Origin of the sequence: Caballeronia terrestris (assembly GCF_001544515.1) — a bacterium.
GTDB lineage: Bacteria > Pseudomonadota > Gammaproteobacteria > Burkholderiales > Burkholderiaceae > Caballeronia > Caballeronia terrestris.
Window position 1 is genome coordinate 17705 of record NZ_FCOL02000031.1, and the last position, 20702, is coordinate 38406.

Below are 20702 nucleotides of genomic sequence, written 5' to 3' on the forward strand. Positions count from 1 at the left end.
GCGCTAAAGCGTCGCTCTCAACCAAGCTAAAACGAGTCGCATCATGATCATTCGAAAAATCGTGGGTTTCATCCTGACGGCGGTCATTTTCGCCGCCGCCATCCTGATAGGCCACGCGCTCTGGGTCCACTACATGGACGAGCCGTGGACGCGCGACGGCCGCGTGCGCGCCGATGTCATCAACGTTGCGCCGGACGTGTCGGGCGCCGTGGTGACGATGCCCGTCGCCGATAACCAGTCGGTGAAGAAAGGCGATCTGCTGATGGAGATCGATCCGTCACACTACCGGATCGCCGTGCAGCAGGCGCAGGCGAACGTCGCCGCGCGCCAGGCGGAATTGCGCATGCGCCGCGCCGATGCCGCGCGTCGCGCCGACATGGATAGCCTCGTCGTATCGAAGGAACAGCGCGACAACGCGATGCAATCCGCGTCCGGCGCCGAGGCGCAATTGCAGCAGGCACAAGCCGCGCTCGATGCCGCGAAGCTCAATCTCGAGCGCACGCGGGTGGTTTCGCCGGTCGACGGCTACGTGACGAACCTGAGCGTCTATCGCGGCGATTACGCGACGGCGGGGACGCCGAAGCTCGCCATCGTCGATAGCCACTCGTTCTGGGTGTACGGGTATTTCGAGGAGACGAAGCTGCCGCACGTGCGCGTCGGCGATGCGGCCGAGATGCGGCTGATGAGCGGCGGCGTGCTGAAGGGCCACGTGCAGAGCATTTCGCGCGGTATCTACGATCGCGACAATCCGCAAAGCCGTGAACTGCTTGCCGATGTCAATCCGACGTTCAACTGGGTGAGGCTCGCGCAACGTGTGCCGGTGCGGATTCGTATCGATGACGTGCCGGCGGGGATGGTGCTGTCGGCGGGGACGACTTGTACGGTGGTGATCGGGGCGTCGGGTTGAGTCAACGAAAAACCGCTTGAGTGACTTCAGACTGACAGTCGGCTAGCACTTCCGCTTGCCGGGCGCGTAGAGGACTTGCACCTTCCAGAGTGCGTCCTGGCGGGCGCACAAAAGAAAAAAGCGGCATTTCCGCCGCTTTTTCGAGACCGTCAGGAAGTTGTCTTCCTCGGCATCCCCAACCCGCCCAGCAAAGCCGCCAGCGGCTGCTTCGGCGCAGACTTGCGCTCATGCTCGACCGCTTCGTCATGCCGCTTCACCGATGCCGGCGACGGCTCGTATGGCTTCAAAAAGAATTCATCGATCGGCTGCTGGCGCGCATGCGAGCGCTCGAACGACGTCGCGCGCCGACGGTTTCCCGATTCCTCGCGCGCGTGGCGATGCTCACCGCGCTCCGGCCGCGGCGGCCGTTCATCGCGACGCGACGAGCTTTCACGGCGCGCAGGCGTCGTGATTGTCAGCGTTTGCACTTCCAGCGGACGCTTGATCAGCTTTTCGATGTCGGCGAGCTGTTTCTTCTCGTTCGCGCTGCAGAGCGACAGCGCATCGCCCGACGCGCCCGCGCGCCCCGTGCGGCCGATACGGTGCACGTAGTCCTCGGCGCTGAACGGCAGGTCGAAATTGATGACGGCCGGCAGTTCCACGATATCGAGACCGCGCGCGGCGACGTCGGTAGCGACGAGCGCCTCGATTTCGCCGCGCTTGAACGCCTCGAGCGCCTGCATGCGCTCGCCCTGCGTGCGGTCGCCGTGAATCGCCGTCGCGACGATGCCGTCACGCTCCAGCACGCGCGACAGCCGGCTCGCGCCGATCTTGCTGTTACAGAACACGAGCACTTGCTTGAGCCCGCGATCGCGGATCAGTTGCGCGACGGCGCCCGATTTGTCGCTTTCGTGCACTTCGAACACGATCTGGCGCACGTTCGTCGCCGTCGAATTGCTGCGCGCGACTTCGATCGTCTGCGGATTGCGCAGATAAGTAGCCGCAAGTTTCTTGATTTCGCCCGAGAACGTGGCCGAGAACAGCAGCGTCTGACGCTCCTTCGGCAGCAGGTTCAGGATGCGCTGCAGGTCGGGCAGAAAGCCCATGTCGAGCATGCGGTCGGCTTCGTCGAGGACGAGCATCTGCACCTGGCCCAGGTTGAGCGTCTTTTGCTGGACGTGGTCGAGCAAGCGGCCGGGCGTCGCGATCACGATTTCGACGCCGCGCCGAAGCGCCTCGGACTGCGGATTCATGTCGACGCCGCCGAACACCACCGTGCTGCGCAGCGCCGTGTGCTTCGAGTAAGCCTGCACGTTCGCTGCGACCTGGTCGGCGAGTTCGCGCGTCGGCGTGAGGATCAGCGCGCGCACCGGATGGCGCGCGGGCGATGCGCTCGTGTTCGCCTGCGGCAAAAGGCGCTGAATGATCGGCAGCGAGAAGCTCGCAGTCTTGCCGGTGCCGGTTTGCGCGGCGCCCATCACGTCGCGGCCGGCAAGCACCACGGGGATCGCCTGGGCCTGGATCGGCGTGGGAATCGTGTAGCCGGACTCGGTCACCGCCTTCAGGATATCGGCGGACAGACCGAACTGGTCGAACGTGGGCGCGGCGGCGCTCGCCGGATTTCCGGCGGGTTCGGATGCAGCGGCGGACGTGTTCGTGACGACGGAATCGGACATGGTGACTATCTGGCTTTCGCTAAAAATGCGCCAGAGGCGGCGCGTGAAGCGGTGAATATGCGTGAAATTCGTTCGGTGCGCGGCAAATGGGCGCTGGCCGGGGTTTCTGTGCGGTGTGCTTTGGTGGCGTCGCGGCGCTGGTTTTCGCCGGTTTTTGCCAGCGGCGCCGTTCACGACCTTGCGCTGATTTCATGACAGCGTTCTTTCGGTGGCTGCCGCGCCGTGAGGACTGGCGCCCGTGGCTTGCAGCGGCATCGGCGGCAGGGCCGTTCGGGCCAGCGTCAACCGCGACCGCCAAAGCCGCACATTGTAGCACTCTGTCCGCCAACGCTCTGGCCGCCGATCGGCCAATCCGGACGGGCCGAAGCGGCTTTTCACTGCCCTTTCGATCTTGCCCAGGCGACCTCGCGGCAATGCGCGCTTCGGAACACTACTCCGTAAGCGACATGCGTGCAGCGACGAAAAAACCGGCTGCCCCGAATCGCTTCGGCGCCGCCAGTCCATCCGTCTCGCGGCGACGCCTACTTGCGCGCCTTGCAATCCGCGAGAAGCGGCGGCGCGTTCTCGCCGGCGCGCCCGCTCGACAGGTTGCCCTCCGGACCCTTCGTCCACCAGGTGTATTCGTCAGCGACGTATTTCGCCCCCGAACCCGACATCACGTTGACGAACATCAGCTTGCGGCCGTCGACGGTCAACAACGCAAAGCTCTGCTTGTTCTTCGTGTTGACGTAGCGAACCGACACGCTCTTGCCGTCTCGACAGTCGTACTTGACCGTCTGCGACGAAGCCTCCTGGATCTGCGGCACGGTCAGCGGCATCGCCGAGACCGTATGCGCACCCGTCGCCGCCGCGAGCAGCACGAACAGTTTTTTCATTGCTTTCGCTGGCATGGTGGTCAATCGATGATCTCGGCGCACGCGTCGGTGGGCGCTGCCGCCACGTGCCCGACCACCGGCACGGCCTTCAATACCGCCGACGTCACCCGGCACGGCGCGGCCACCACACCACAGCCGCTCAAAACTACGCAAACCGCACAAAGCGCCGCCAGAAAACACGATTTCACTTGCCACTCCTTACGCCTCTTTCGAGAGCACTTTCGATCCGTCACTTCGTCGAGACGGGTTTGACCTTCGATGCCGCCAGCTTCGCCCTTTCGCGTGCCTCGCCGATGTCGCGTCCGGTCGCGAGCGCAACGCCCATGCGGCGCTTGACGAAACTTTCGGGCTTGCCGAACAGGCGCAGATCGGAATCGGGCACGGCGAGCGCATCGGCGACGCCTTCGAACGCAATGCCCGCTTCCTCCAGCCCGCCATATATCACCGCCGACGCGCCCGGCGCCCTTAACGACGTATCGACCGGCAGGCCGAGAATCGCGCGCGCATGCAGGTCGAACTCCGAGAAGCGCTGCGTGCCAAGCGTGACGAGCCCGGTGTCGTGCGGACGCGGGCTCACTTCCGAGAACCAGACGTCGTTGCCGCGCACGAAGAGTTCCACGCCGAAGAGGCCGCGGCCGCCGAGCGCCGTCGTGACCTTCGCCGCGACGTCGCGTGCCTTTTCGAGCGCGGCCGCGCTCATCGGCTGCGGCTGCCACGATTCCACGTAATCTCCTGCGACCTGCAAATGGCCGATGGGTTCGCAAAAGTAGGTGTCAATCGCGCCGGTCTGCGGATTCGTGGCGCGCACCGTCAACTGGGTGATTTCGTATTCGAAGTCGATGAAGCCCTCGACGATCACGCGTCCTTGATTCACGCGCCCGCCCGCCATCGCGTAGTTCCAGGCTGGCTCGACGTCGGCGTCGCTCTTCAGCACCGACTGCCCCTTCCCCGACGACGACATCACCGGCTTCACGACGCACGGAAAACCGATCGTCGCGATGGCCGCCTTCATTTCATCCAGCGATTGCGCGAACGCGTAGGGCGAAGTTGGCAGGCCGAGCGTTTCAGCGGCGAGCCGGCGGATGCCTTCGCGGTTCATCGTGAGCTGCGTCGCGCGCGCAGTCGGGATGACGACGGCTAGCCCCGCCGATTCGATCTCCGCGAGCATGTCCGTGGCGATGGCCTCGATCTCCGGGACGATCAGGTGCGGGCGTTCCTTCTCGACGAGGGCGCGCAACGCGGCGGGATCGGTCATGTCGATGACGTGCGAGCGATGCGCGACCTGATGGCCGGGCGCGTCGGCGTAGCGGTCGACTGCGATCGTCTCCACGCCCAGCCGCTGCAGCGCGATGATCACTTCCTTGCCGAGTTCGCCCGCGCCGAGCAGCATCACGCGCGTGGCATGCTCGGACAGCGGCGTGCCGATGCGGCTGGTGTTGACGTTGTCTGCTCCGGGGTTCGCGGTCTGCATGAGTGCTCCAGGAATGTGGTCCAAACTGGCGGCGATGTTAACACGCAGCAAGTAGCGCCCGTAACTCGTCCGATCGGCATAAGCACACACAACGCACCATGTCGCGCGGCGAGCATTTTGTTGCACATCGGCGCTGGACAAATCGTAGGACGAGTGCGGTACGCTTACGGTTTCGCCAGCTTGAGGACCCTCGATGCACACGCCCGCTTCCCGCTTCCTGTCGCGTACTTCATCGCGTTCTCTCTCACCTGCCCGCGTGCCCGGCGCGTTCTCTGCGCTCGCGCTTGCCGCGCTTCTCGGCGCCTGTACGTTGCCTCAACATCCCGATAGCGCCGCCCCGCCGACCGACCCGTACAATCCGGCCGCCACGCAACTGCTCGACGACACGCAGTGGGAGCTTACGAGCTGGGCCGATGCAAGCGCCCAGCCGCGCACGATCCCGCACGGCGACAACGGCGAGCCGATCACGCTGAACTTTTCGACCGAAGGCGGCAAGCGGCGCGTAAGCGGATATTCGGGCTGCAACCGCTATATGGGCACGTACGATCTGAAGGACGGCAAGCTCACGTTCGGCCCGCTTGCCGGAACGCGCATGGCGTGCATGCAGGGCGTCGGAGGGGCGCTCGAACAGCCTTATCTGACCGGGCTTACGCATATCGCCAGATCGGGCGTGCAGATGAATCCGCCGCAGCGACTGCAACTCTCGCTCGACGACGGGCAGGTGCTTACGTTCACGCGTCGCGGGAAGTAATACGGCGTTCGCCTTGCGCTGCTCTTTCGGCTTCGAATCGAAGACCGGGACGTCGTTCGTTAATTCATCGGTCGCATTCACCGGTTAAACTCGACGCCCCGGTCTTCGCCGCTTCCCCCATTCGTTGGTTCCTAGCATGCACACCGTAGTTCTCGGCTGGTTCGGCGGGTCAGTCGTCTGGTTTCTCCCTCTCTTGTGGCGACTCGTCAAATCGATGCTCCCCAGTGGCGACGGCCTGCGCGGCCCCGGCACGATTCGCCTTTGGCTCGGGTTTTTCTGCGTGCTGCTCGCGAGCGCGGCGCTCGAAAGCGCGCTTGTCGGCTCGTTCGAGGCGACGGCTGGCGTCAATCGGGTTGGGTATGCGCTTGCGGGTGCGCTCGCCGGACTCGGCGGAAAAGCGGGTGCCGCGATCGCGGCCGTCGTGCTCTTCGTGAGTCTGCCGTGGTTGTGCGATTTTCAATGGCGCTCGTTCATGGGCTGGGCGAATGGCGCGTTCGGGCTGGGAATGAATCGGGAGTGGTTCGAGGTGCGGGAGAAAGCGCCGAAGGAGAAGGTTTCGCGGGAGAAGCCGTCACGCCAGCAAAGCTCGCTCGGTGAATCGGGATACCGCGTGGGCGGCATTCCCGGCCGCACCGCACACGACGCGCCAACGCTCGGCCTGCCGACGGCTACGAACCGCGAAGGCGGACGTTATCAGCGTCCGACCGTATGGCAACCGCCTGCGATCCGGCGCAGTGAAGTAAAAAAGCCTGAAGGTCCTAGCAATCGCCAGGCGAATGGTCGGGAGGCCGCGGCCGGGCGCGGGGTGTCGCGTGAGTTCGTGGAACCGGTTGCGCCGGTGGGTTGGCTCGGCGATGGTGCCGGTGGGCGCGCGGGGGCGTCGAAAGGGGCCGGGTCTGGCAATGCGTCGCAAGGGTTCGGCTCAGCGCGCAATGTCGCAGCGGCCGCTGGGACCGCGTCGCGTACGACGGTTGCTGCGAACGCGCAGGTGTCGCGGTCGTCGGCGCAGCGGGCTGCGGCGATGGGGCAAGTGTCTACGGGTAGTAATGGCGCGGCAGCGGGCACGACATCAGGGGCTGCGGCTGGGCATCGTCCGCCGGGCTTTTCTCGCCCCGCCAAACCCGCAGGACCGCCTCCCGCGCCAGCCACGATTCAGGCAACACTACGCTCGATCGAAGAGACCGCCGCGATGTGGACTTCGCTCGCGAGTGCGAGCCTCGCTCGGCGGAATGAGTCCGACGGGGGACGCGCGGGTCTCGAAGGAAGCGCGCCCGAAGCGACGCCCGCAAGCGAAACAGTTGCTCAGCCATACGCAAGCGAAGGGTCCACAGCGGGCAGCGCGAACCAGGCGAGTACGACGCGTGACGTGACCGAAGCGTCGCAATCAGCGAACAAGCCGCCGACTTCGAATGCTGGCCGATCAAGTGCGATACCTGTGCAAGGTGCCGCACCGAACGCTCCGAGGGACAGAGAAAGTGCGTCGAGCACCACGCCGCGTGGGACTAGTACGTTCAGCGCGAGCACGTCGGCCTTGACTGGCGACCCACAGACTGCGGCTCCTCAATCGTTTTCGGCTGCTCAGTCGATCCCTGCGCAGAAGACAGCGCCTGCTCCTGAACTTGAAGGCGCGGCCCAGACTTCGCACGCTCCGCTGATTACGCGGGAGACGCCTGCGCGTGACTCATCGAATCCGACCGCAGAATCAGTCGCGCCGCAAAACACGACGGTTACGCAGACGACAGCGCCGGCCCCTGAATTTGAGGGCGCGACGCCGTCGAAGGCTCCGCTGATAACGCCCAAGACGCCTGCGCGTGACTCTTCGATTGCGACCGCAGAATCGGCCGCACCGCAAAACACTACGGCTGCGCAGACGATAGCGTCTGCCCCCGAACTTGAAAGCGCAACGCAGCCGAAGGCTCCGCACACACCGTCGATTGCGCCCGAGACGCCTGCTCGCTCGCAAGCGACGCCTGCGCAATATGTGTGGAATCCGCACGCAGAACCCGTCGCGCCCCAAACAGCAGTTGATGGCGCGTCTTCCACTGACATCGAAAGCACGGGGCCATCGCAGGCTCCGCACGCGTCAACGGTTGCGACACCAGCGCGCATATTGTCGAATCCGCCCGTAGAACCATTCGTGCCGCAACAAGCCGCTGAGCTGCAAAGCATTGACGGCGGGCAAGCGGTATCTCCGACAGAAAAAGCCTTCTCGGCAGCGCCTACGCACGCACCGGCTTCGAACGCGGACATCGCCCCGTGGCTGACGCCCATCCCGGCGCCGGATCTCAACCGCCCTGCCCCGTCGCTTCCCCACACTGATGAAATCCTAGCCCCGGCCTCAAACGTCGTCCGCTTCCCCATCGCAGCACCCGCGGCACCGGAGCAGGAAACCCCGCCCCGCCCGCCCATCCGCGGCTTCACCCCGACCGAGTTCGAATTCCACGCTCCCGCCGCGTCAGCCGTAGAACTCCCCGGCTTCGACCTCCTGGAACGCGCCTCCGACGAAATCGAGCCCGTCACCGAAGAGCACCTCGCCGAGACCGGCCAGTTGATCGAACAGCGCCTGCAGGAATTCAAAGTCCCGGTGACCGTCGTCGGCGCATCGGCGGGGCCGGTCATCACGCGCTTCGAAGTCGAGCCCGCGCTCGGCGTGCGCGGCAGCCAGATCGTCGGCCTGATGAAAGACCTGTCGCGCGGGCTCGGCCTCACGTCGATCCGCGTCGTCGAGACGATTCCCGGCAAGACCTGCATGGGCCTCGAACTGCCGAACGCGCAGCGTCAGATGATCCGTCTCTCCGAAATCCTCGAAGCCGACGTCTACCGCGACTCCAAGTCGCACCTGACGATCGCGATGGGCAAGGACATCGTCGGCAATCCGGTCGTGACCGACCTCGCGCGCGCGCCGCACATGCTCGTCGCGGGCACCACGGGCTCGGGCAAGTCGGTCGCGGTCAACGCGATGATCCTGTCGCTCCTCTACAAGTCGAAGCCCGAGGACGTGCGCCTCATCATGATCGACCCGAAGATGCTGGAGCTCTCCGTCTACGAAGGCATCCCCCATCTGCTCGCGCCGGTCGTCACCGACATGAAGCTCGCCGCCAACGCGCTCAACTGGTGCGTCGGCGAGATGGAGAAGCGCTATCGGCTGATGTCGGCGGTCGGCGTGCGCAATCTGCAGGGCTTCAACCAGAAGGTGCGCAACGCCGACGCCGCCGGCAAGAAGCTCACCAATCCGTTCTCGCTCACACCCGACGCGCCCGAGCCGCTCTCCACACTGCCGATGATCGTCGTCATCATCGACGAGCTCGCCGACCTCATGATGGTCGCCGGCAAGCAGATCGAGCAGTTGATCGCGCGGCTCGCGCAGAAGGCGCGCGCGGCCGGCATCCACCTGATCCTCGCGACGCAGCGGCCATCGGTCGATGTCATCACCGGCCTCATCAAGGCGAACATTCCGACGCGCGTGGCGTTCCAGGTGTCGTCGAAGATCGATTCGCGCACGATCCTCGACCAGATGGGCGCCGAATCGCTGCTCGGCGCCGGCGACATGCTGTTCCTGCCGCCGGGCACGGGCTATCCGCAGCGCGTCCACGGGGCGTTCGTCGCCGACGACGAAGTGCATCGCGTCGTCGAATATCTGAAGCAGTTCGGGGAGCCGGAGTACGAGGAAGGGATTCTGTCGGGGCCGGCGTCTGAAGGCGCGTCTCAGGATCTGTTCGGCGAGGCGCCCGACGCCGAAGCCGATCCGCTCTACGACGAAGCGGTGTCGTTCGTGCTGCGCACGCGGCGGGCGTCGATTTCGTCGGTGCAGCGGCAGTTGCGCATCGGCTACAACCGGGCGGCGCGGCTCGTCGAGCAGATGGAAACCGCCGGCCTCGTCTCGCCGATGGGTAACAACGGCAATCGCGAAGTGCTCGCGCCCGCGCAGCCGGATTGAGGAACGGCGCGCTTTACCACAGCCGCAGCTTGCGCAAAAAGGCGAGCGTGCCCGCGGCGCACACCACCATCACCGTGATCACGACCCAGAACGAATGCGGGCCGTGTGTCCCGGGCAGCCCGGCGACGTTCATCCCGAAAATACCGGAAATGAGCGTCGCGGGCATCAGCAACGCGGACATGATCGCGAGCCACAGCAGCTTGCGATTGATGTCCTCGGAGAGCAGCGCGGCGATCTCGTCCTGTAGCAGCTTCGCGCGTTCGTAAAGTCCCTCCAGCCCGGAACCAAGTCCGTTCAGCACCTGGATCGCCTGGATCAGTGCTTCCATCGAGCGCGGCTCGGCCCATTCGAGCCGCCGCGTCACGAGTTGCGTGAGCGCGTTGCGCTCGGGATCGATGAAGCGTTTCACCTCCACCAGCCGCCGCCGCTGTTCCCCCAGCTCGGCGCGCCAGCTCGAATGGCGGCCCTCGAGCACACCCTCCTCTACGTCGTCGAGACGGTCGCCGAGTTCGTCGACGCGGTCCGCGAACGTCTCGTTGAGCGCGCGGATCAGGCCCGCGAACAGATCGACCGTATCCCGAAAATACGCGCCCTCAAGCACCGCGTGGCGCAGCCGGTCGGTCGATTGAAGCGGCTGCGCGCGCACCGTGATCATGCGATGGCTGTCGACGTAAAAGCGCAGCGCGCCCGTCGCGCGCCGTGACGCGCGCGCCTCGGGATCGGCCTCGGCCGTGCCCGCCGGTGACACCGCCGCGCGCTCGACGTCGGCCACGACGCCGTACACGAAGTTCGACCCCATGTGCACGCGCGGGCGCTTGTCCTCGCCGTTCAGGAACTCGCGCGCGACGTCCGGCATCGACGTGACGCCGGTCAGCCAGTTCTCGACGGTGTCGTCGTTCGCGCTCAAGTGCAGCCACGTCGGGCCGGTGCCGGCGATCTCCGCGCGCGCCTCGTCCCACGAGAGGCGCACGGCTTGCGGCCCGGATAGCCGGAACGCGCTGATGAAACCGGCCGGCACCGGACGGTTGCGGTCGGAAACGTCAGGCTTTGCTTGGGTGTTCAACGTTTTATTCCTTACAAACTTCTCGGCCTTTACAACGGCGAAACCAGCTTGAAATCCACCGGCGAGCCGATTTCGAGCCGCTTCGGATCGGATGCGAGTGCGCCGGTCTGCGGATCGCGGCGGAAGAAGTACACGCTGTCGCTCTCCTGGTTGCCGACGATAAGCCAGCGCCCGCCCGGATCGATCGTGAATTCGCGCGGCGTCTTGCCGAGCGTCGACTGGCGCCCGGTCAGCTTCAGCCTCCCGTTCGACGAATCGATGGCGAAGGTCACGAGTTCGTTCGCGTCGCCGCGATTGGTCGCGTAGAGGAAGCGCCCGTCCGGCGACAGGTGCAGCGCGCCGCCGCCGATCTTGCCCTTGAAGCCGGGCGCGGTCATCGGCAGGGTCTGGACTTGCGTGAGCTTGCCATCCCGATAATCGAAGACGACGACCGAAGCGTTCATCTCCGTTGTCAGATAGGCGTGCGCGCCGCTCGCGTCGAAGACCAGGTGGCGCGGGCCGGCGCCGGGTTTGACGGTGGTGTAACGGTTGTCGGTCGGCCCGAGCAGGCCGCGGCTGCCGTCCGGCGTATAGCGGTAGGCGTAGAGCTTGTCCGCGCCGAGGTCCTGCGCGAAGAGGTAGCGGCCGTCGGGCGAGAACACGGTCGAGTGGACGTGTGAGTTGTCCTGGCGGCCCTTCACCGGACCGCCGCTTTCGTGGTGCACCGTCAGCACGGAGGGCGCGACTTCGCCGTTCGCCTTGATCGGCAGCACGGCAAAGCTGCCGCCGGGGTTCGCCGCGACCGAGTAGTTGGCCGTCAGCAGATAGCGGCCGTCGGGCGAAAACGCGAGGTAGCAGGGATCGTTGCCGTCTGCCGAGACCCGGTCGAGGAACGAAAGCTGGCCGCTTTGCGGATCGAAGCGGAACGCGCTCACGCCGCCGCGCTGCGACGCCGGGCCGTTGTCGCCCGGCAGTTCGTTGACGGCGTATACGTGTTGGCGGTCGCGGCTCACGACGAGGTACGACGGATTCACCGTCTTCGCTGATGAGAGCCGCGTGAGCTCGCCGTTACGCGTGTCGAAGCGATACACGTAGATGCCTTCGCTCTTGCCGCTGCCGGTGTAGGTGCCGATCAGGAGGTCGTAGACGCCCTCGCCTGACGTTGCAGCGGGCGTCTGCGCGAACGCCTGCGTTGCGGCGAGCGAAAGAATCAGCGCCAAACCTTTCATCCACACGACGGGCTTGCAAGATTGATGCTGGCGGCATTGCATGTGTAACCTCCTGATCGTCTGTTTGCGGCTTGTTTTCAGGTTATGTTGTCGCTGGCGGATTTCTTGCGACGCCGACACCGTATCACCGATCGGCGTGTGCCACGTTCCATGCTCCGCCGTCGCGCCGAAGAAGTCACACTACGAAAGTCATACCAACAAAAGGAGTTGCGATGAACATTCACCTGAGCCTGGGCCCGCTGGTTTCCCTCATCGCAGGGGTTCTCATTCTGATCATGCCGCGGCTGCTCAGTTTCATCGTCGCGATCTATTTGATCGTGATCGGCCTGATTGGTCTCTTCGGGATGGGAGGGGCGCATTTCTGACGGCGTCAGCGTGTCGCCGTTGCGCGTAAGCTTGGCGCTTGAATGCAAAAACGAGCAGGACCGACGTTCGTCGGTCCTGCTCGTCCGATTGTGCTTGCCGGATCAGCCGTTGGCGAGCTGGTCGAGTCGCAGGCGTCCCTGCAGCGAGAGGCCGCCGACGGAGATCCCGCCGACGCCGTAGGTATAGCGCGTAAAGCAGGCGCGCTCGGTCAGGAAAGCCGCCGCCGTTTCCATGGCGTTACGGGAAAGCCCAAGGTTTTTGTAGTCGAGCGGAAGCAGCGAGTCGGTGTCGGAGACACGGCTCGCTGCGGAAAGTATCGCGATGCAGTCGGCTTTCGACGGGGTGAGCATGGGTTTCTGTTCCTCGAAAACGATACGCTGAAGACGGAGTTGTCCAAACGACGATTTGAAGACCAGCGATGCGCCGCCGCATAAAACTCGTGAAAATCGAAGCCCGAGGCAAGCGCATGAGAAGCGGTTTGAAGCGGCACGGACCACGCGAAAAGTTCGAACGCCGCGTGCGGAAAAGATTCCAGGCCACACTTCATTCTAAAGGTCTGTCCATTTATTTTCCAAGCTGCAAATGCATGATTTCGCGGCTTAAACCGGTCCGGCGATTGCGTGCTCGTCTGCCGAATCCGAACGATTGCGGCAGAATGCGCGTCGAAAGGCGTTTCATTGCATCGGCCCGTTGCGTGGCCGGTGTGTCGAACCATCCGCGGCGCGGCATCATGCGCCGCCACCAGAGAGGCCTTCGCACCCATGCCCTCACCGATTGAAGACTACGCCATGATCGGCGACGGCCACACAGCCGCGCTCGTCGCCCGCAACGGCTCGGTCGACTGGCTCTGCTGGCCGCGCTTCGATTCCGGCGCCTGTTTCGCCGCGCTCCTCGGCACGCCCGAAAACGGCCGCTGGCTGATCGCGCCCGACCTGCCGCCCGATGCCGCCGAGCCCGTCATCAAGCGTCGCTATCGCGGCGACACGCTGATCCTCGAAACCGATTTCGAGACGCCCGACGGCGCCGTGACCGTCATCGATTTCATGCCGTCACGCAACGGTCATTCGGAACTCGTGCGGATCGTGGTCGGCCGGCGCGGCACCGTGCCGATGAAAACTGAACTCGTGCTGCGCTTCGACTACGGTTCCACGATTCCGTGGGTCTGCCGTCTTTCCGACGACAGCGGCATCCGCGCCGTCGCGGGCCCGGATCTCGCGGTGCTGCGCACGCCGGTGGATCTCGTCGGCGCGAACATGAAGACGGTCGCGAATTTCACGGTGAAGGCCGGCGAGCGTGTGCCCTTCTCGCTCTGCTACTCGCTCTCGCACCTGCGCGTGCCGCCCGCGCACGATCCGCACACGCAACTCGCTCGCACCGAGAACCACTGGCGCGAATGGTCCGCGCAAAGCGATCTGCAGGGCAAATGGGCGCCCGCGATCCGCCGCTCGCTGATTACGTTGAAGGCGCTCGCCTACGAGCCGACCGGGGGCATCGTCGCGGCGCCGACGACGTCGCTGCCCGAACAGCTCGGCGGCACGCGCAATTGGGACTATCGATATTGCTGGCTACGCGATGCCACGATCACGCTGCTCGCGATGATGCGCGGCGGTTATTACGACGAAGCCCGCGCCTGGCGCGCGTGGCTCGGCCGCGTGATGGCGGGGTCGCCGGAGCAGGTGCAGATCATGTATGGCATCGCGGGCGAGCGGCGGCTGCCGGAGTGGATCGTCGACTGGCTGCCGGGCTACGAGGGCGCGCAGCCGGTGCGCGTCGGCAACGGCGCGGTCAACCAGTTGCAGCTCGACGTCTACGGCGAAGTGATGAACGCGCTGCATCTCGCGCGCGTCGGCGGCCTGCAGAGCGACGAAACCGCGTGGTCGATCCAGTGCGCGATGTTGAAGCACCTCGAAACCGTCTGGCAGCAACCCGACGAAGGCATCTGGGAAGTGCGCGGCGGGCGCCAGCACTTCACGTTTTCGAAGGTGATGGCGTGGGTCGCGTTCGACCGCGCGCTCAAGTCGGCGGAAAAGTTCGACTTGCCTGGCCCGCTCGATCACTGGCGCGGGTTGCGCGCGCAGATTCACGCGGACGTGTGCGCGCGGAGCTGGAACGCGTCGATGAACTCGTTCGTGCAAAGCTACGACGGCGATTCGCTCGACGCGAGCCTCCTCCTGATCCCGCTGCTCGGCTTTTTACCGCCGAACGATCCGCGTGTGACCGGCACCGTACATGCAATCGAGACCGATCTCACCCATGATGGACTGGTGAAGCGCTACCACACGACCGAAACCGACGATGGCTTGCCGCCCGGAGAAGGCACGTTTCTCGCTTGTAGCTTCTGGCTGGTCGACAACCTGGCGCTGCAGGGCCGGCTCGACGAAGCGGTCGCGATGTTCGAGCGTCTGGTCGGTTTGGCCAACGATGTCGGGCTTTTATCGGAGGAATACGACACCGTGGCGAAGCGTCTTGTCGGTAATTTTCCACAGGCGTTTTCCCACGTTGCACTCGTACATACCGGTATGAACCTGATGCGGCACGAGCAGGACATCGCCCGCGCGACGGGCCAGCCGGCGAGTCATCACGATCGTCCCGCCGAAGCAGGCGAGCCCGTCGAAAGCCAATCGTAACGCAATGTTTCTTTGGGGAAATCGCCAGTTGCCCTTAAGGATTGTTGCGTTGCACAATAACGTTTAGTTAGCTATTATGCGGAAGAAATTCCGACCGGCCGTCCGGTTATGGGCTTGCGAAACAAGCAAGATTTACAAGATTCGCAAGTCCTCCTCCGATCGGCCGATAACCAGGGAGTCGGCAGTACAGTAGCAACGCGAAGTCGCCGTGCAAGCGGCCACGATGCGGAACACGCAGAATCATTGACTGCCGTAAGAGGCTAATCGCCGGGCGCAACACCGCGGGATTCGCGGGTCGAAAGCGTCACCGGTTTTATGCGGGGCAAACATGCTCTACCAATTTCACGAATTCCAGCGAGCAATGCTGTACCCCCTTACAGCATGGGCTCAGGCGGCATCGAAGTCGTTTGTGAACCCGGCCAGTCCGCTCGCTTACGTACCGGGCTCCAGCCGTCTCGCCGCCGGTTACGAACTGCTATACCGCCTCGGCAAGGACTACGAGAAACCCGAGTTCGAGATTCACCAGATCGAGAAGAACGGCCACAAGATTCCGATCGTCGAGCAAACGGTCGTCGAAAAGCCGTTCTGCCGGCTGCTTCGCTTCAAGCGGTACGCCGACGACAGCATGGCGGTCAGCAGCATGAAGGACGAGCCGGTGGTGCTGTTGTGCGCGCCGCTCTCGGGCCACCACTCCACGCTCCTGCGCGATACCGTCAAAACCTTGCTGCAGGACCACAAGGTGTATATCACCGACTGGATCGACGCTCGCATGGTCCCGTTCGAGGACGGCGCGTTCCATTTGGACGACTACGTCGAATACATTCAGGAATTCATCCGCCATATCGGCGCGTCGGATCTGCACGTGATTTCGGTGTGTCAGCCGACCGTGCCGGTGCTCGCCGCGATTTCGCTGATGGCGAGCCGCGGCGAAGACACGCCGCGCACGATGACGATGATGGGCGGCCCGATCGACGCGCGCCGCAGCCCGACGTCGGTCAATTCGCTGGCGAACGAGCACTCTTACGGGTGGTTCGAGAACAACGTGATTTACACGGTGCCGGCAAATTATCCAGGGGTCGGACGCAAGGTTTACCCGGGATTTCTGCAACATGCGGGCTTCGTCGCGATGAATCCCGAGCGACATTTGACCGCGCATTGGGACTTCTATCAGAACCTCCTGCGTGGCGACGATGAAGACGCCGAGCAGCATCGCCGCTTCTACGACGAGTACAACGCCGTCCTCGACATGGCCGCCGAGTATTACCTCGAGACGATCCGCATCGTGTTCCAGGAATTCCGTCTGGCCGAAGGCACGTGGGACGTGAATGGCGAACTCGTGCGTCCGCAGGACATCAGGAACACGGCACTGTTCACGATCGAAGGCGAACTCGACGATATTTCCGGCAGCGGCCAGACACGCGCCGCGCACGACCTTTGCACGGGCATCCCGGTGAAGAACAAGAAGCACTTCACGGCGGAGAAGGCTGGCCACTACGGCATCTTCTCGGGACGACGCTGGCGGACGATGGTCTATCCGCAGTTGCGCGAGTTCATCCTCGAACACGACAAGACGCCGAAGAAGGAAGCTGTTCTCGCCTGACACTTCCCGAAAAAGAACGCCGCGCTCCTCAAGAGCGCGGCGTTTTTCATTGCACCTTCGATGCCTATTTGCGCATCAGATACGCCAGCAACAATTCGGTATTCATCCGTACCATGTCCGCACGCTGATCGGCCTGGCTGAAGTCGAGCCCGAAGGTCGCCTCGAGCGTAAAGCGGTTCGACACGATGTAATACCCGAGCCCCGAGAGCGTCACGTAGAACTTGAGGGGATCGACGTCGTTTCGAAACAGTCCCGCCTTTGCGCCGCGCTCGAGAATGCCCGCGAGTGTCGCGACTACCGGCGATATCAATTCACGTATACGCGTTGATCCCTTGATATATCTCGCCTCGTGCAGATTTTCGTTATTAATCAGGCGAAGCAATTCCGGGTGATCGCGATAATAATCCCAGACGAAATGCGCAAGCCTCGTCATTGCTTCGACGGGCGCGATGCCGTCGAGGTCGAGCGAGCGCTCGGTGTCCACCAGCGCGCCGAACGCGTGTTCAAGCACAGCGGTGAACAGCTGCTCCTTGCTGCCGAAGTAGTAGTAGAGCATTCGCTCGTTGGTCTCGGCGCGACGGGCAATCTGGTCGACGCGGGCGCCGAACAAACCGCCCGCTGCGAACTCATCCGCGGCGGCTAGCAAAATGCGCCGGCGGGTGCCTTCAGGATCTCTTTTGATTTTCGGCTGATTCATGGTCGCATGATCGAGAGCCGCGTTATCCGGATAGCGTCATGCGGCCCATTTCAGGGATACATGACGGGAACGGGCGCGCCAAGGTTATTGGGGAACACCGTCCTGCGGTCAATCGGAAAAGCGCTCTGATTATGCGCACATCGATTGCCTATTGGCAATTGGGAATGTAAGGGAATTGGGAGATAATGCCGCCTTCAGACCGAGCACGGACGTACGAGTCCGCGCCGCTTTCCTCGCAGTATTCCGACATCGACGCGTCGATGCCCGCCAGCGGGTCGCATGACCGGCGATGCCGCCCTCCCCCAAGCCGTGAACGTGACCGCAACCGCTCCAAAGACACTCGCAGATCGCATCGAAGATCTGCTGCCCCAGACGCAATGCACCAAGTGCGGCTATCCCGCATGCCGCCCTTACGCCGAAGCCATCGCGGCGGGCGATGCCAGTTACAACCAGTGCCCGCCGGGCGGTATCGAAGGCGTCGCGCGGATTGCGCGGCTCATGGGCAAGCCCGTGATTGCGCTCAATCCGGAGAACGGTGTCGAGCGTCCGCGGCCGCTTGCCGTGATCGACGAGAACGTGTGCATCGGCTGCACGTTGTGCATGCAGGCGTGTCCCGTCGATGCGATCGTCGGCGCGGCGAAGCAAATGCACACGATCATCCCCGAGCTTTGTACCGGCTGCGATCTGTGCGTGCCGCCCTGCCCCGTCGATTGCATCGCGATGATTCCGGTCACCGGCGACGCGACCGGCTGGGACGCGTGGTCGCAAAAACAAGCTGATGCCGCGCGCGATCGGCATGACCGGCGCATTGCGCGGCTTGCGAAAGAACGCGAGGCGGCGGAAGCGCGCGCCGCCGCGAGGCAGGCTGGACGGCCTACAGCAGCGTCCGTAGCACCTGAAGCATCCGAAGCGAAACCCGCCGCAGCCGACGACGCCGAAGCCAAAAAACGCGCGATCATTCACGCCGCACTCGAACGCGCGCGGAAGAAGAAGGAAGAGCTTGCAAAGGCTGGCGCCGCGCCGAAGAACACCGAGCGCGTGAGCGCCGAGGTGCAGGCGCAGATCGACGCCGCCGAGGAACGCCGCCGCCGGCTGGGCCTGCAAGGCGACGAAGCGTCCGCAAATCCCGCGCACAACGACTCCGACCACTGAGCCGCCGTCCGATGAACCCGAAAAAGCGCCGCGCGATCTTCGAGACGCTGCAAAGCCTCAACCCGCATCCGACAACCGAGCTCGAATACACGTCGCCGTTCGAATTGCTGATCGCGGTGCTGCTGTCCGCGCAGGCCACCGACGTCTCCGTCAACAAGGCGATGCGCAAGATGTTCCCCGTCGCGAATACGCCGGCCAAGGTGCTCGCGCTCGGCGAGGAAGGCGTCGCCGAATACATTCGAACGATCGGGCTTTATCGCACGAAGGCGAAGAACGTGATCGCGACGTGCCGCATCCTCATCGACCAGTACGGCGGCAAAGTGCCCGACGATCGCGAGGCGCTCGAATCGCTGCCGGGCGTCGGGCGCAAGACGGCGAACGTGATCCTGAACACGGCGTTCGGCCATCCGACCATCGCCGTCGATACGCATATCTTCCGCGTCGCGAATCGCACGGGACTCGCGCCCGGCAAGGACGTGCGCGCGGTCGAGGCGGCGCTGGAAAAATCTGTCCCCGAGGAGTTCCTGCACGATGCGCACCACTGGCTGATCCTGCACGGCCGCTACGTCTGCAAGGCGCGCACGCCGGAGTGCTGGCATTGCGCGATCGAGCCGCTCTGCGAGTACAAGCCGAAGACGCCTGCGCCGGTGCTCTGAGCGAAGAACGCGCGCCGCGCCTTAAAATGGCGCTCTGATGCCTGATTCCCCGGAAACCTGCCGTATGTTCAATCCCAGCCGCGACGAAGTCCGTCAATTCTTCACCGAGACCTGGCGCAAGCAGCGCGCGGGCGAAATCCTGACGCCGCTGGAAAGCATCGCCGCCGACTGGGTCGCCGAGCATCCGGAATATCAGCAGGAACTCGCCGATCCCGAATCGAAACAGGCCGATTACTCGCCCGATCGCGGCCAGACCAATCCGTTCCTGCACCTGTCGATGCATCTCGCGATCACCGAGCAGTTGTCGATCGACCAGCCGCCGGGCATACGCCGGGCGCACGAGAAACTGGTCGCGCGGCTCGGTTCGACCCACGACGCGCAGCACGCAATCATGGAATGCCTCGGCCAGATCATCTGGGATGCGCAGCGCACGAACACCCCGCCGGACACCGACGCCTATCTCGCGCTGATCGAACGGCGCGCGTCGCGGGACTAAGTTCGCGAAATCAGCGCCCCAAAACGACAACACCCCGCAGAAGCGGGGTGTCGTCGTTCAAAAGCCTGAAAACAGGGTCTACTTCTTCAGAACCAAAGCGCCCTTCAGCGATTCGATATAAGCCGAAAGATCCTTCAGATCGCTCTGCGACAGGTTCTGCACCTGCGCGGACATGATCGCGTTGCTGCGCCCGAAGTTCGGATTGCCGTTGCCCATCTGGTACTGGCGCAGCGCCCAGTAGATGTACGTCGCATGCTGGCCCGCAAGCTTCGGATACTCGCCGCTCACCGGCGCGTTGAGGTTCGGGCCGTGGCAGGCTTGGCAATTGTGGCTGTCGGACAGCGCCTTGCCGTTGGCGATGTCGGCGGCGTGCGCCGCGTGCATCGACGAAAGACCGATCAGCGCCGCCGCGCATGCTGTCTTGAACACCGTAGGGAGTGCCTGAAAGGCTTTCATGAATTCTCCTATCCCGCGAAATTTGATTGCCGAGTGATTGGCGCCGGAAGCTGGCTGGGTCTTCTGCGCGCGGATCACTTGTCGGGATTGTTCTTCGAAGAGGGGGTTTGCGCGGCGTAGTACGCGGCGATGTCGGCGATGTCCTGATCGGTCAGCGACGCGGCGATGGCGCGCATCGTGTCGAAGTGGCGGTCGCCCTTCTTGTATGCGTGCAGCGCGTTTTCGATGTACTTGGCGTTCTGGCCGCCGAGCATCGGGACGTTGTAGACCTCGGGATACGCCGTGCGGTAGCCCGGAATGCCGTGGCAACCGATGCACATCGCCACCTTGCCCTCGGCCGCCTTCGCGTTGCCGACGACATCGGCCGACGCCTGGGTCGCGAAGCCGGCGAGGCCCGACAGCGCTGCGATCACGGCACATTTGCCGATGAATTTGTTCATAGCTTCTCTAACCTAGCATGAGGGGAAATCCGGCGCGCCCGATGTCCGATCCAAGGGCCACGGCCCGCATCGAGTGCATCACAACCTTCTCGGGACGCTCGTCTCTCTACTGTTTCTTTTGCTCTAGCCACGCAGGCCAAAAAAATCGCGCTAATTGTACCGCGCGACCCACCATGCGTCCACCGGACGGGCGTGGGCGCGATTTCGCACCCTGCGTCCGGATGCCGCAGGCAAGCGGCCTCGCGCGCTACGCAAACCGGCTTCCGAAACCGCTCGCCATGCGAATAACAGCGCGGCTCACAGCATAAGCGCCGCGCGTCCATGACAACAGCTCATCTGACTTAT

The 20702-nt window shown here is 64.0% G+C and carries 21 protein-coding genes; 10 read left to right on the forward strand and 11 right to left on the reverse strand.

Annotated features, from left to right (window positions below; translation table 11 throughout):
• Positions 1 to 43: 43 nt before the first annotated feature.
• Positions 44 to 907: an efflux RND transporter periplasmic adaptor subunit gene (locus tag AWB67_RS22540; RefSeq protein WP_087658447.1), complete on the forward strand. Its 864-nt coding sequence runs from the start codon at positions 44 to 46 to the stop codon at positions 905 to 907.
• Positions 908 to 1056: 149 nt separating this feature from the next.
• Here the strand turns inward: AWB67_RS22540 and AWB67_RS22545 are convergent, their stop codons facing one another.
• Positions 1057 to 2562, reverse strand: a complete 1506-nt coding sequence (locus tag AWB67_RS22545) for a DEAD/DEAH box helicase (protein WP_087658448.1) — start codon at positions 2560 to 2562, stop codon at positions 1057 to 1059.
• A 57-nt stretch (positions 2563 to 2619) separates the two neighbouring features.
• Here AWB67_RS22545 and AWB67_RS40860 point away from each other — a divergent pair, with 57 nt between their 5' ends.
• The gene (locus tag AWB67_RS40860; protein WP_159964904.1) at positions 2620 to 2757 is read left to right on the forward strand and encodes a hypothetical protein; all 138 of its coding nucleotides are present in this window, start codon (positions 2620 to 2622) and stop codon (positions 2755 to 2757) included.
• Between the two features lie 326 nt (positions 2758 to 3083).
• Here the strand turns inward: AWB67_RS40860 and AWB67_RS22550 are convergent, their stop codons facing one another.
• Genes AWB67_RS22550 through purT form a run of 3 tightly spaced genes read right to left on the reverse strand, consistent with a single transcriptional unit; the run spans position 3084 to position 4908 of the window.
• Positions 3084 to 3437, reverse strand: coding sequence for an MliC family protein (locus tag AWB67_RS22550; protein WP_087658493.1), 354 nt, complete (start codon positions 3435 to 3437; stop codon positions 3084 to 3086).
• A 20-nt stretch (positions 3438 to 3457) separates the two neighbouring features.
• Positions 3458 to 3625: a DUF6726 family protein gene (locus tag AWB67_RS41470; RefSeq protein ID WP_200822282.1), complete on the reverse strand. Its 168-nt coding sequence runs from the start codon at positions 3623 to 3625 to the stop codon at positions 3458 to 3460.
• Positions 3626 to 3666: 41 nt separating this feature from the next.
• On the reverse strand, positions 3667 to 4908 hold the full coding sequence (gene purT / locus AWB67_RS22555) for a formate-dependent phosphoribosylglycinamide formyltransferase (protein WP_087658449.1): 1242 nt from the start codon (positions 4906 to 4908) through the stop codon (positions 3667 to 3669).
• Positions 4909 to 5101: 193 nt separating this feature from the next.
• Here purT and AWB67_RS22560 point away from each other — a divergent pair, with 193 nt between their 5' ends.
• Positions 5102 to 5659 (forward strand): META domain-containing protein, encoded by a 558-nt coding sequence (locus AWB67_RS22560; RefSeq protein WP_087658450.1) that lies wholly within the window; start codon positions 5102 to 5104, stop codon positions 5657 to 5659.
• A 169-nt stretch (positions 5660 to 5828) separates the two neighbouring features.
• Here AWB67_RS22560 and AWB67_RS41920 read toward each other — a convergent pair whose 3' ends face one another.
• A complete protein-coding gene (locus AWB67_RS41920; RefSeq protein WP_235025261.1) occupies positions 5829 to 6119 on the reverse strand; it encodes a hypothetical protein in 291 nt (96 codons plus the stop codon).
• Positions 6120 to 7796: 1677 nt separating this feature from the next.
• On the opposite strand from AWB67_RS41920, the gene AWB67_RS43375 reads away from it, so the two are divergent.
• Entirely contained in the window at positions 7797 to 9596 is a 1800-nt protein-coding gene (locus tag AWB67_RS43375; RefSeq protein ID WP_445344244.1) for a DNA translocase FtsK, read from the forward strand.
• A gap of 13 nt (positions 9597 to 9609) precedes the next feature.
• Here the strand turns inward: AWB67_RS43375 and AWB67_RS22570 are convergent, their stop codons facing one another.
• A complete protein-coding gene (locus tag AWB67_RS22570) occupies positions 9610 to 10659 on the reverse strand; it encodes a transporter (RefSeq protein ID WP_087658452.1) in 1050 nt (349 codons plus the stop codon).
• A gap of 29 nt (positions 10660 to 10688) precedes the next feature.
• On the reverse strand, positions 10689 to 11909 hold the full coding sequence (locus tag AWB67_RS22575; RefSeq protein WP_087658453.1) for a lactonase family protein: 1221 nt from the start codon (positions 11907 to 11909) through the stop codon (positions 10689 to 10691).
• A gap of 170 nt (positions 11910 to 12079) precedes the next feature.
• Between AWB67_RS22575 and AWB67_RS22580 the strand changes: the two genes are divergently transcribed.
• Positions 12080 to 12232, forward strand: a complete 153-nt coding sequence (locus AWB67_RS22580) for a DUF3096 domain-containing protein (protein ID WP_087658454.1) — start codon at positions 12080 to 12082, stop codon at positions 12230 to 12232.
• Positions 12233 to 12334: 102 nt separating this feature from the next.
• On the opposite strand, the gene AWB67_RS22585 is transcribed toward AWB67_RS22580, so the two are convergent.
• Positions 12335 to 12583, reverse strand: a complete 249-nt coding sequence (locus tag AWB67_RS22585; protein WP_087658455.1) for a hypothetical protein — start codon at positions 12581 to 12583, stop codon at positions 12335 to 12337.
• Positions 12584 to 12994: 411 nt separating this feature from the next.
• Between AWB67_RS22585 and AWB67_RS22590 the strand changes: the two genes are divergently transcribed.
• Positions 12995 to 14860: a glycoside hydrolase family 15 protein gene (locus AWB67_RS22590; protein ID WP_087658456.1), complete on the forward strand. Its 1866-nt coding sequence runs from the start codon at positions 12995 to 12997 to the stop codon at positions 14858 to 14860.
• Between the two features lie 328 nt (positions 14861 to 15188).
• Positions 15189 to 16460, forward strand: coding sequence for a polyhydroxyalkanoate depolymerase (locus AWB67_RS22595; RefSeq protein ID WP_087658457.1), 1272 nt, complete (start codon positions 15189 to 15191; stop codon positions 16458 to 16460).
• Positions 16461 to 16524: 64 nt separating this feature from the next.
• Here the strand turns inward: AWB67_RS22595 and AWB67_RS22600 are convergent, their stop codons facing one another.
• Positions 16525 to 17157: a TetR/AcrR family transcriptional regulator gene (locus tag AWB67_RS22600; protein WP_087658458.1), complete on the reverse strand. Its 633-nt coding sequence runs from the start codon at positions 17155 to 17157 to the stop codon at positions 16525 to 16527.
• 315 nt (positions 17158 to 17472) lie between these two features.
• On the opposite strand from AWB67_RS22600, the gene rsxB reads away from it, so the two are divergent.
• From rsxB to AWB67_RS22615, 3 genes are all read left to right on the forward strand, one after another.
• Complete coding sequence (rsxB, locus tag AWB67_RS22605; protein ID WP_374729842.1) at positions 17473 to 18309, forward strand: electron transport complex subunit RsxB; 837 nt, start codon at positions 17473 to 17475, stop codon at positions 18307 to 18309.
• Positions 18310 to 18320: 11 nt separating this feature from the next.
• A complete protein-coding gene (gene nth, locus AWB67_RS22610; RefSeq protein ID WP_087658460.1) occupies positions 18321 to 18965 on the forward strand; it encodes an endonuclease III in 645 nt (214 codons plus the stop codon).
• 64 nt (positions 18966 to 19029) lie between these two features.
• Positions 19030 to 19461 carry a DUF1841 family protein gene (locus tag AWB67_RS22615; RefSeq protein ID WP_087658461.1) on the forward strand — a complete coding sequence of 144 codons (432 nt, stop codon included), beginning with the start codon at positions 19030 to 19032 and terminating at the stop codon, positions 19459 to 19461.
• A gap of 78 nt (positions 19462 to 19539) precedes the next feature.
• Here the strand turns inward: AWB67_RS22615 and AWB67_RS22620 are convergent, their stop codons facing one another.
• Complete coding sequence (locus AWB67_RS22620) at positions 19540 to 19917, reverse strand: c-type cytochrome (protein WP_087658462.1); 378 nt, start codon at positions 19915 to 19917, stop codon at positions 19540 to 19542.
• 74 nt (positions 19918 to 19991) lie between these two features.
• Entirely contained in the window at positions 19992 to 20357 is a 366-nt protein-coding gene (locus AWB67_RS22625; protein WP_087658463.1) for a c-type cytochrome, read from the reverse strand.
• Positions 20358 to 20702 lie beyond the last annotated feature (345 nt).

What these genes read in the sequence shown, in the direction of transcription:
- AWB67_RS22620 (WP_087658462.1), bottom strand. Translation starts at nt 19,917, where the DNA reads ATGAAAGCCTTTCAGGCACTCCCTACGGTGTTCAAGACAGCATGCGCG.
- AWB67_RS22585 (WP_087658455.1), bottom strand. Translation starts at nt 12,583, where the DNA reads ATGCTCACCCCGTCGAAAGCCGACTGCATCGCGATACTTTCCGCAGCG.
- nth (WP_087658460.1), top strand. Translation starts at nt 18,321, where the DNA reads ATGAACCCGAAAAAGCGCCGCGCGATCTTCGAGACGCTGCAAAGCCTC.
- AWB67_RS22615 (WP_087658461.1), top strand. Translation starts at nt 19,030, where the DNA reads ATGTTCAATCCCAGCCGCGACGAAGTCCGTCAATTCTTCACCGAGACC.
- AWB67_RS22600 (WP_087658458.1), bottom strand. Translation starts at nt 17,157, where the DNA reads ATGAATCAGCCGAAAATCAAAAGAGATCCTGAAGGCACCCGCCGGCGC.
- AWB67_RS22540 (WP_087658447.1), top strand. Translation starts at nt 44, where the DNA reads ATGATCATTCGAAAAATCGTGGGTTTCATCCTGACGGCGGTCATTTTC.
- AWB67_RS22595 (WP_087658457.1), top strand. Translation starts at nt 15,189, where the DNA reads ATGCTCTACCAATTTCACGAATTCCAGCGAGCAATGCTGTACCCCCTT.
- AWB67_RS22590 (WP_087658456.1), top strand. Translation starts at nt 12,995, where the DNA reads ATGCCCTCACCGATTGAAGACTACGCCATGATCGGCGACGGCCACACA.
- AWB67_RS22550 (WP_087658493.1), bottom strand. Translation starts at nt 3,437, where the DNA reads ATGAAAAAACTGTTCGTGCTGCTCGCGGCGGCGACGGGTGCGCATACG.
- AWB67_RS22580 (WP_087658454.1), top strand. Translation starts at nt 12,080, where the DNA reads ATGAACATTCACCTGAGCCTGGGCCCGCTGGTTTCCCTCATCGCAGGG.
- AWB67_RS22545 (WP_087658448.1), bottom strand. Translation starts at nt 2,562, where the DNA reads ATGTCCGATTCCGTCGTCACGAACACGTCCGCCGCTGCATCCGAACCC.
- AWB67_RS22625 (WP_087658463.1), bottom strand. Translation starts at nt 20,357, where the DNA reads ATGAACAAATTCATCGGCAAATGTGCCGTGATCGCAGCGCTGTCGGGC.
- AWB67_RS22560 (WP_087658450.1), top strand. Translation starts at nt 5,102, where the DNA reads ATGCACACGCCCGCTTCCCGCTTCCTGTCGCGTACTTCATCGCGTTCT.
- purT (WP_087658449.1), bottom strand. Translation starts at nt 4,908, where the DNA reads ATGCAGACCGCGAACCCCGGAGCAGACAACGTCAACACCAGCCGCATC.
- AWB67_RS40860 (WP_159964904.1), top strand. Translation starts at nt 2,620, where the DNA reads ATGCGTGAAATTCGTTCGGTGCGCGGCAAATGGGCGCTGGCCGGGGTT.
- AWB67_RS22575 (WP_087658453.1), bottom strand. Translation starts at nt 11,909, where the DNA reads ATGCAATGCCGCCAGCATCAATCTTGCAAGCCCGTCGTGTGGATGAAA.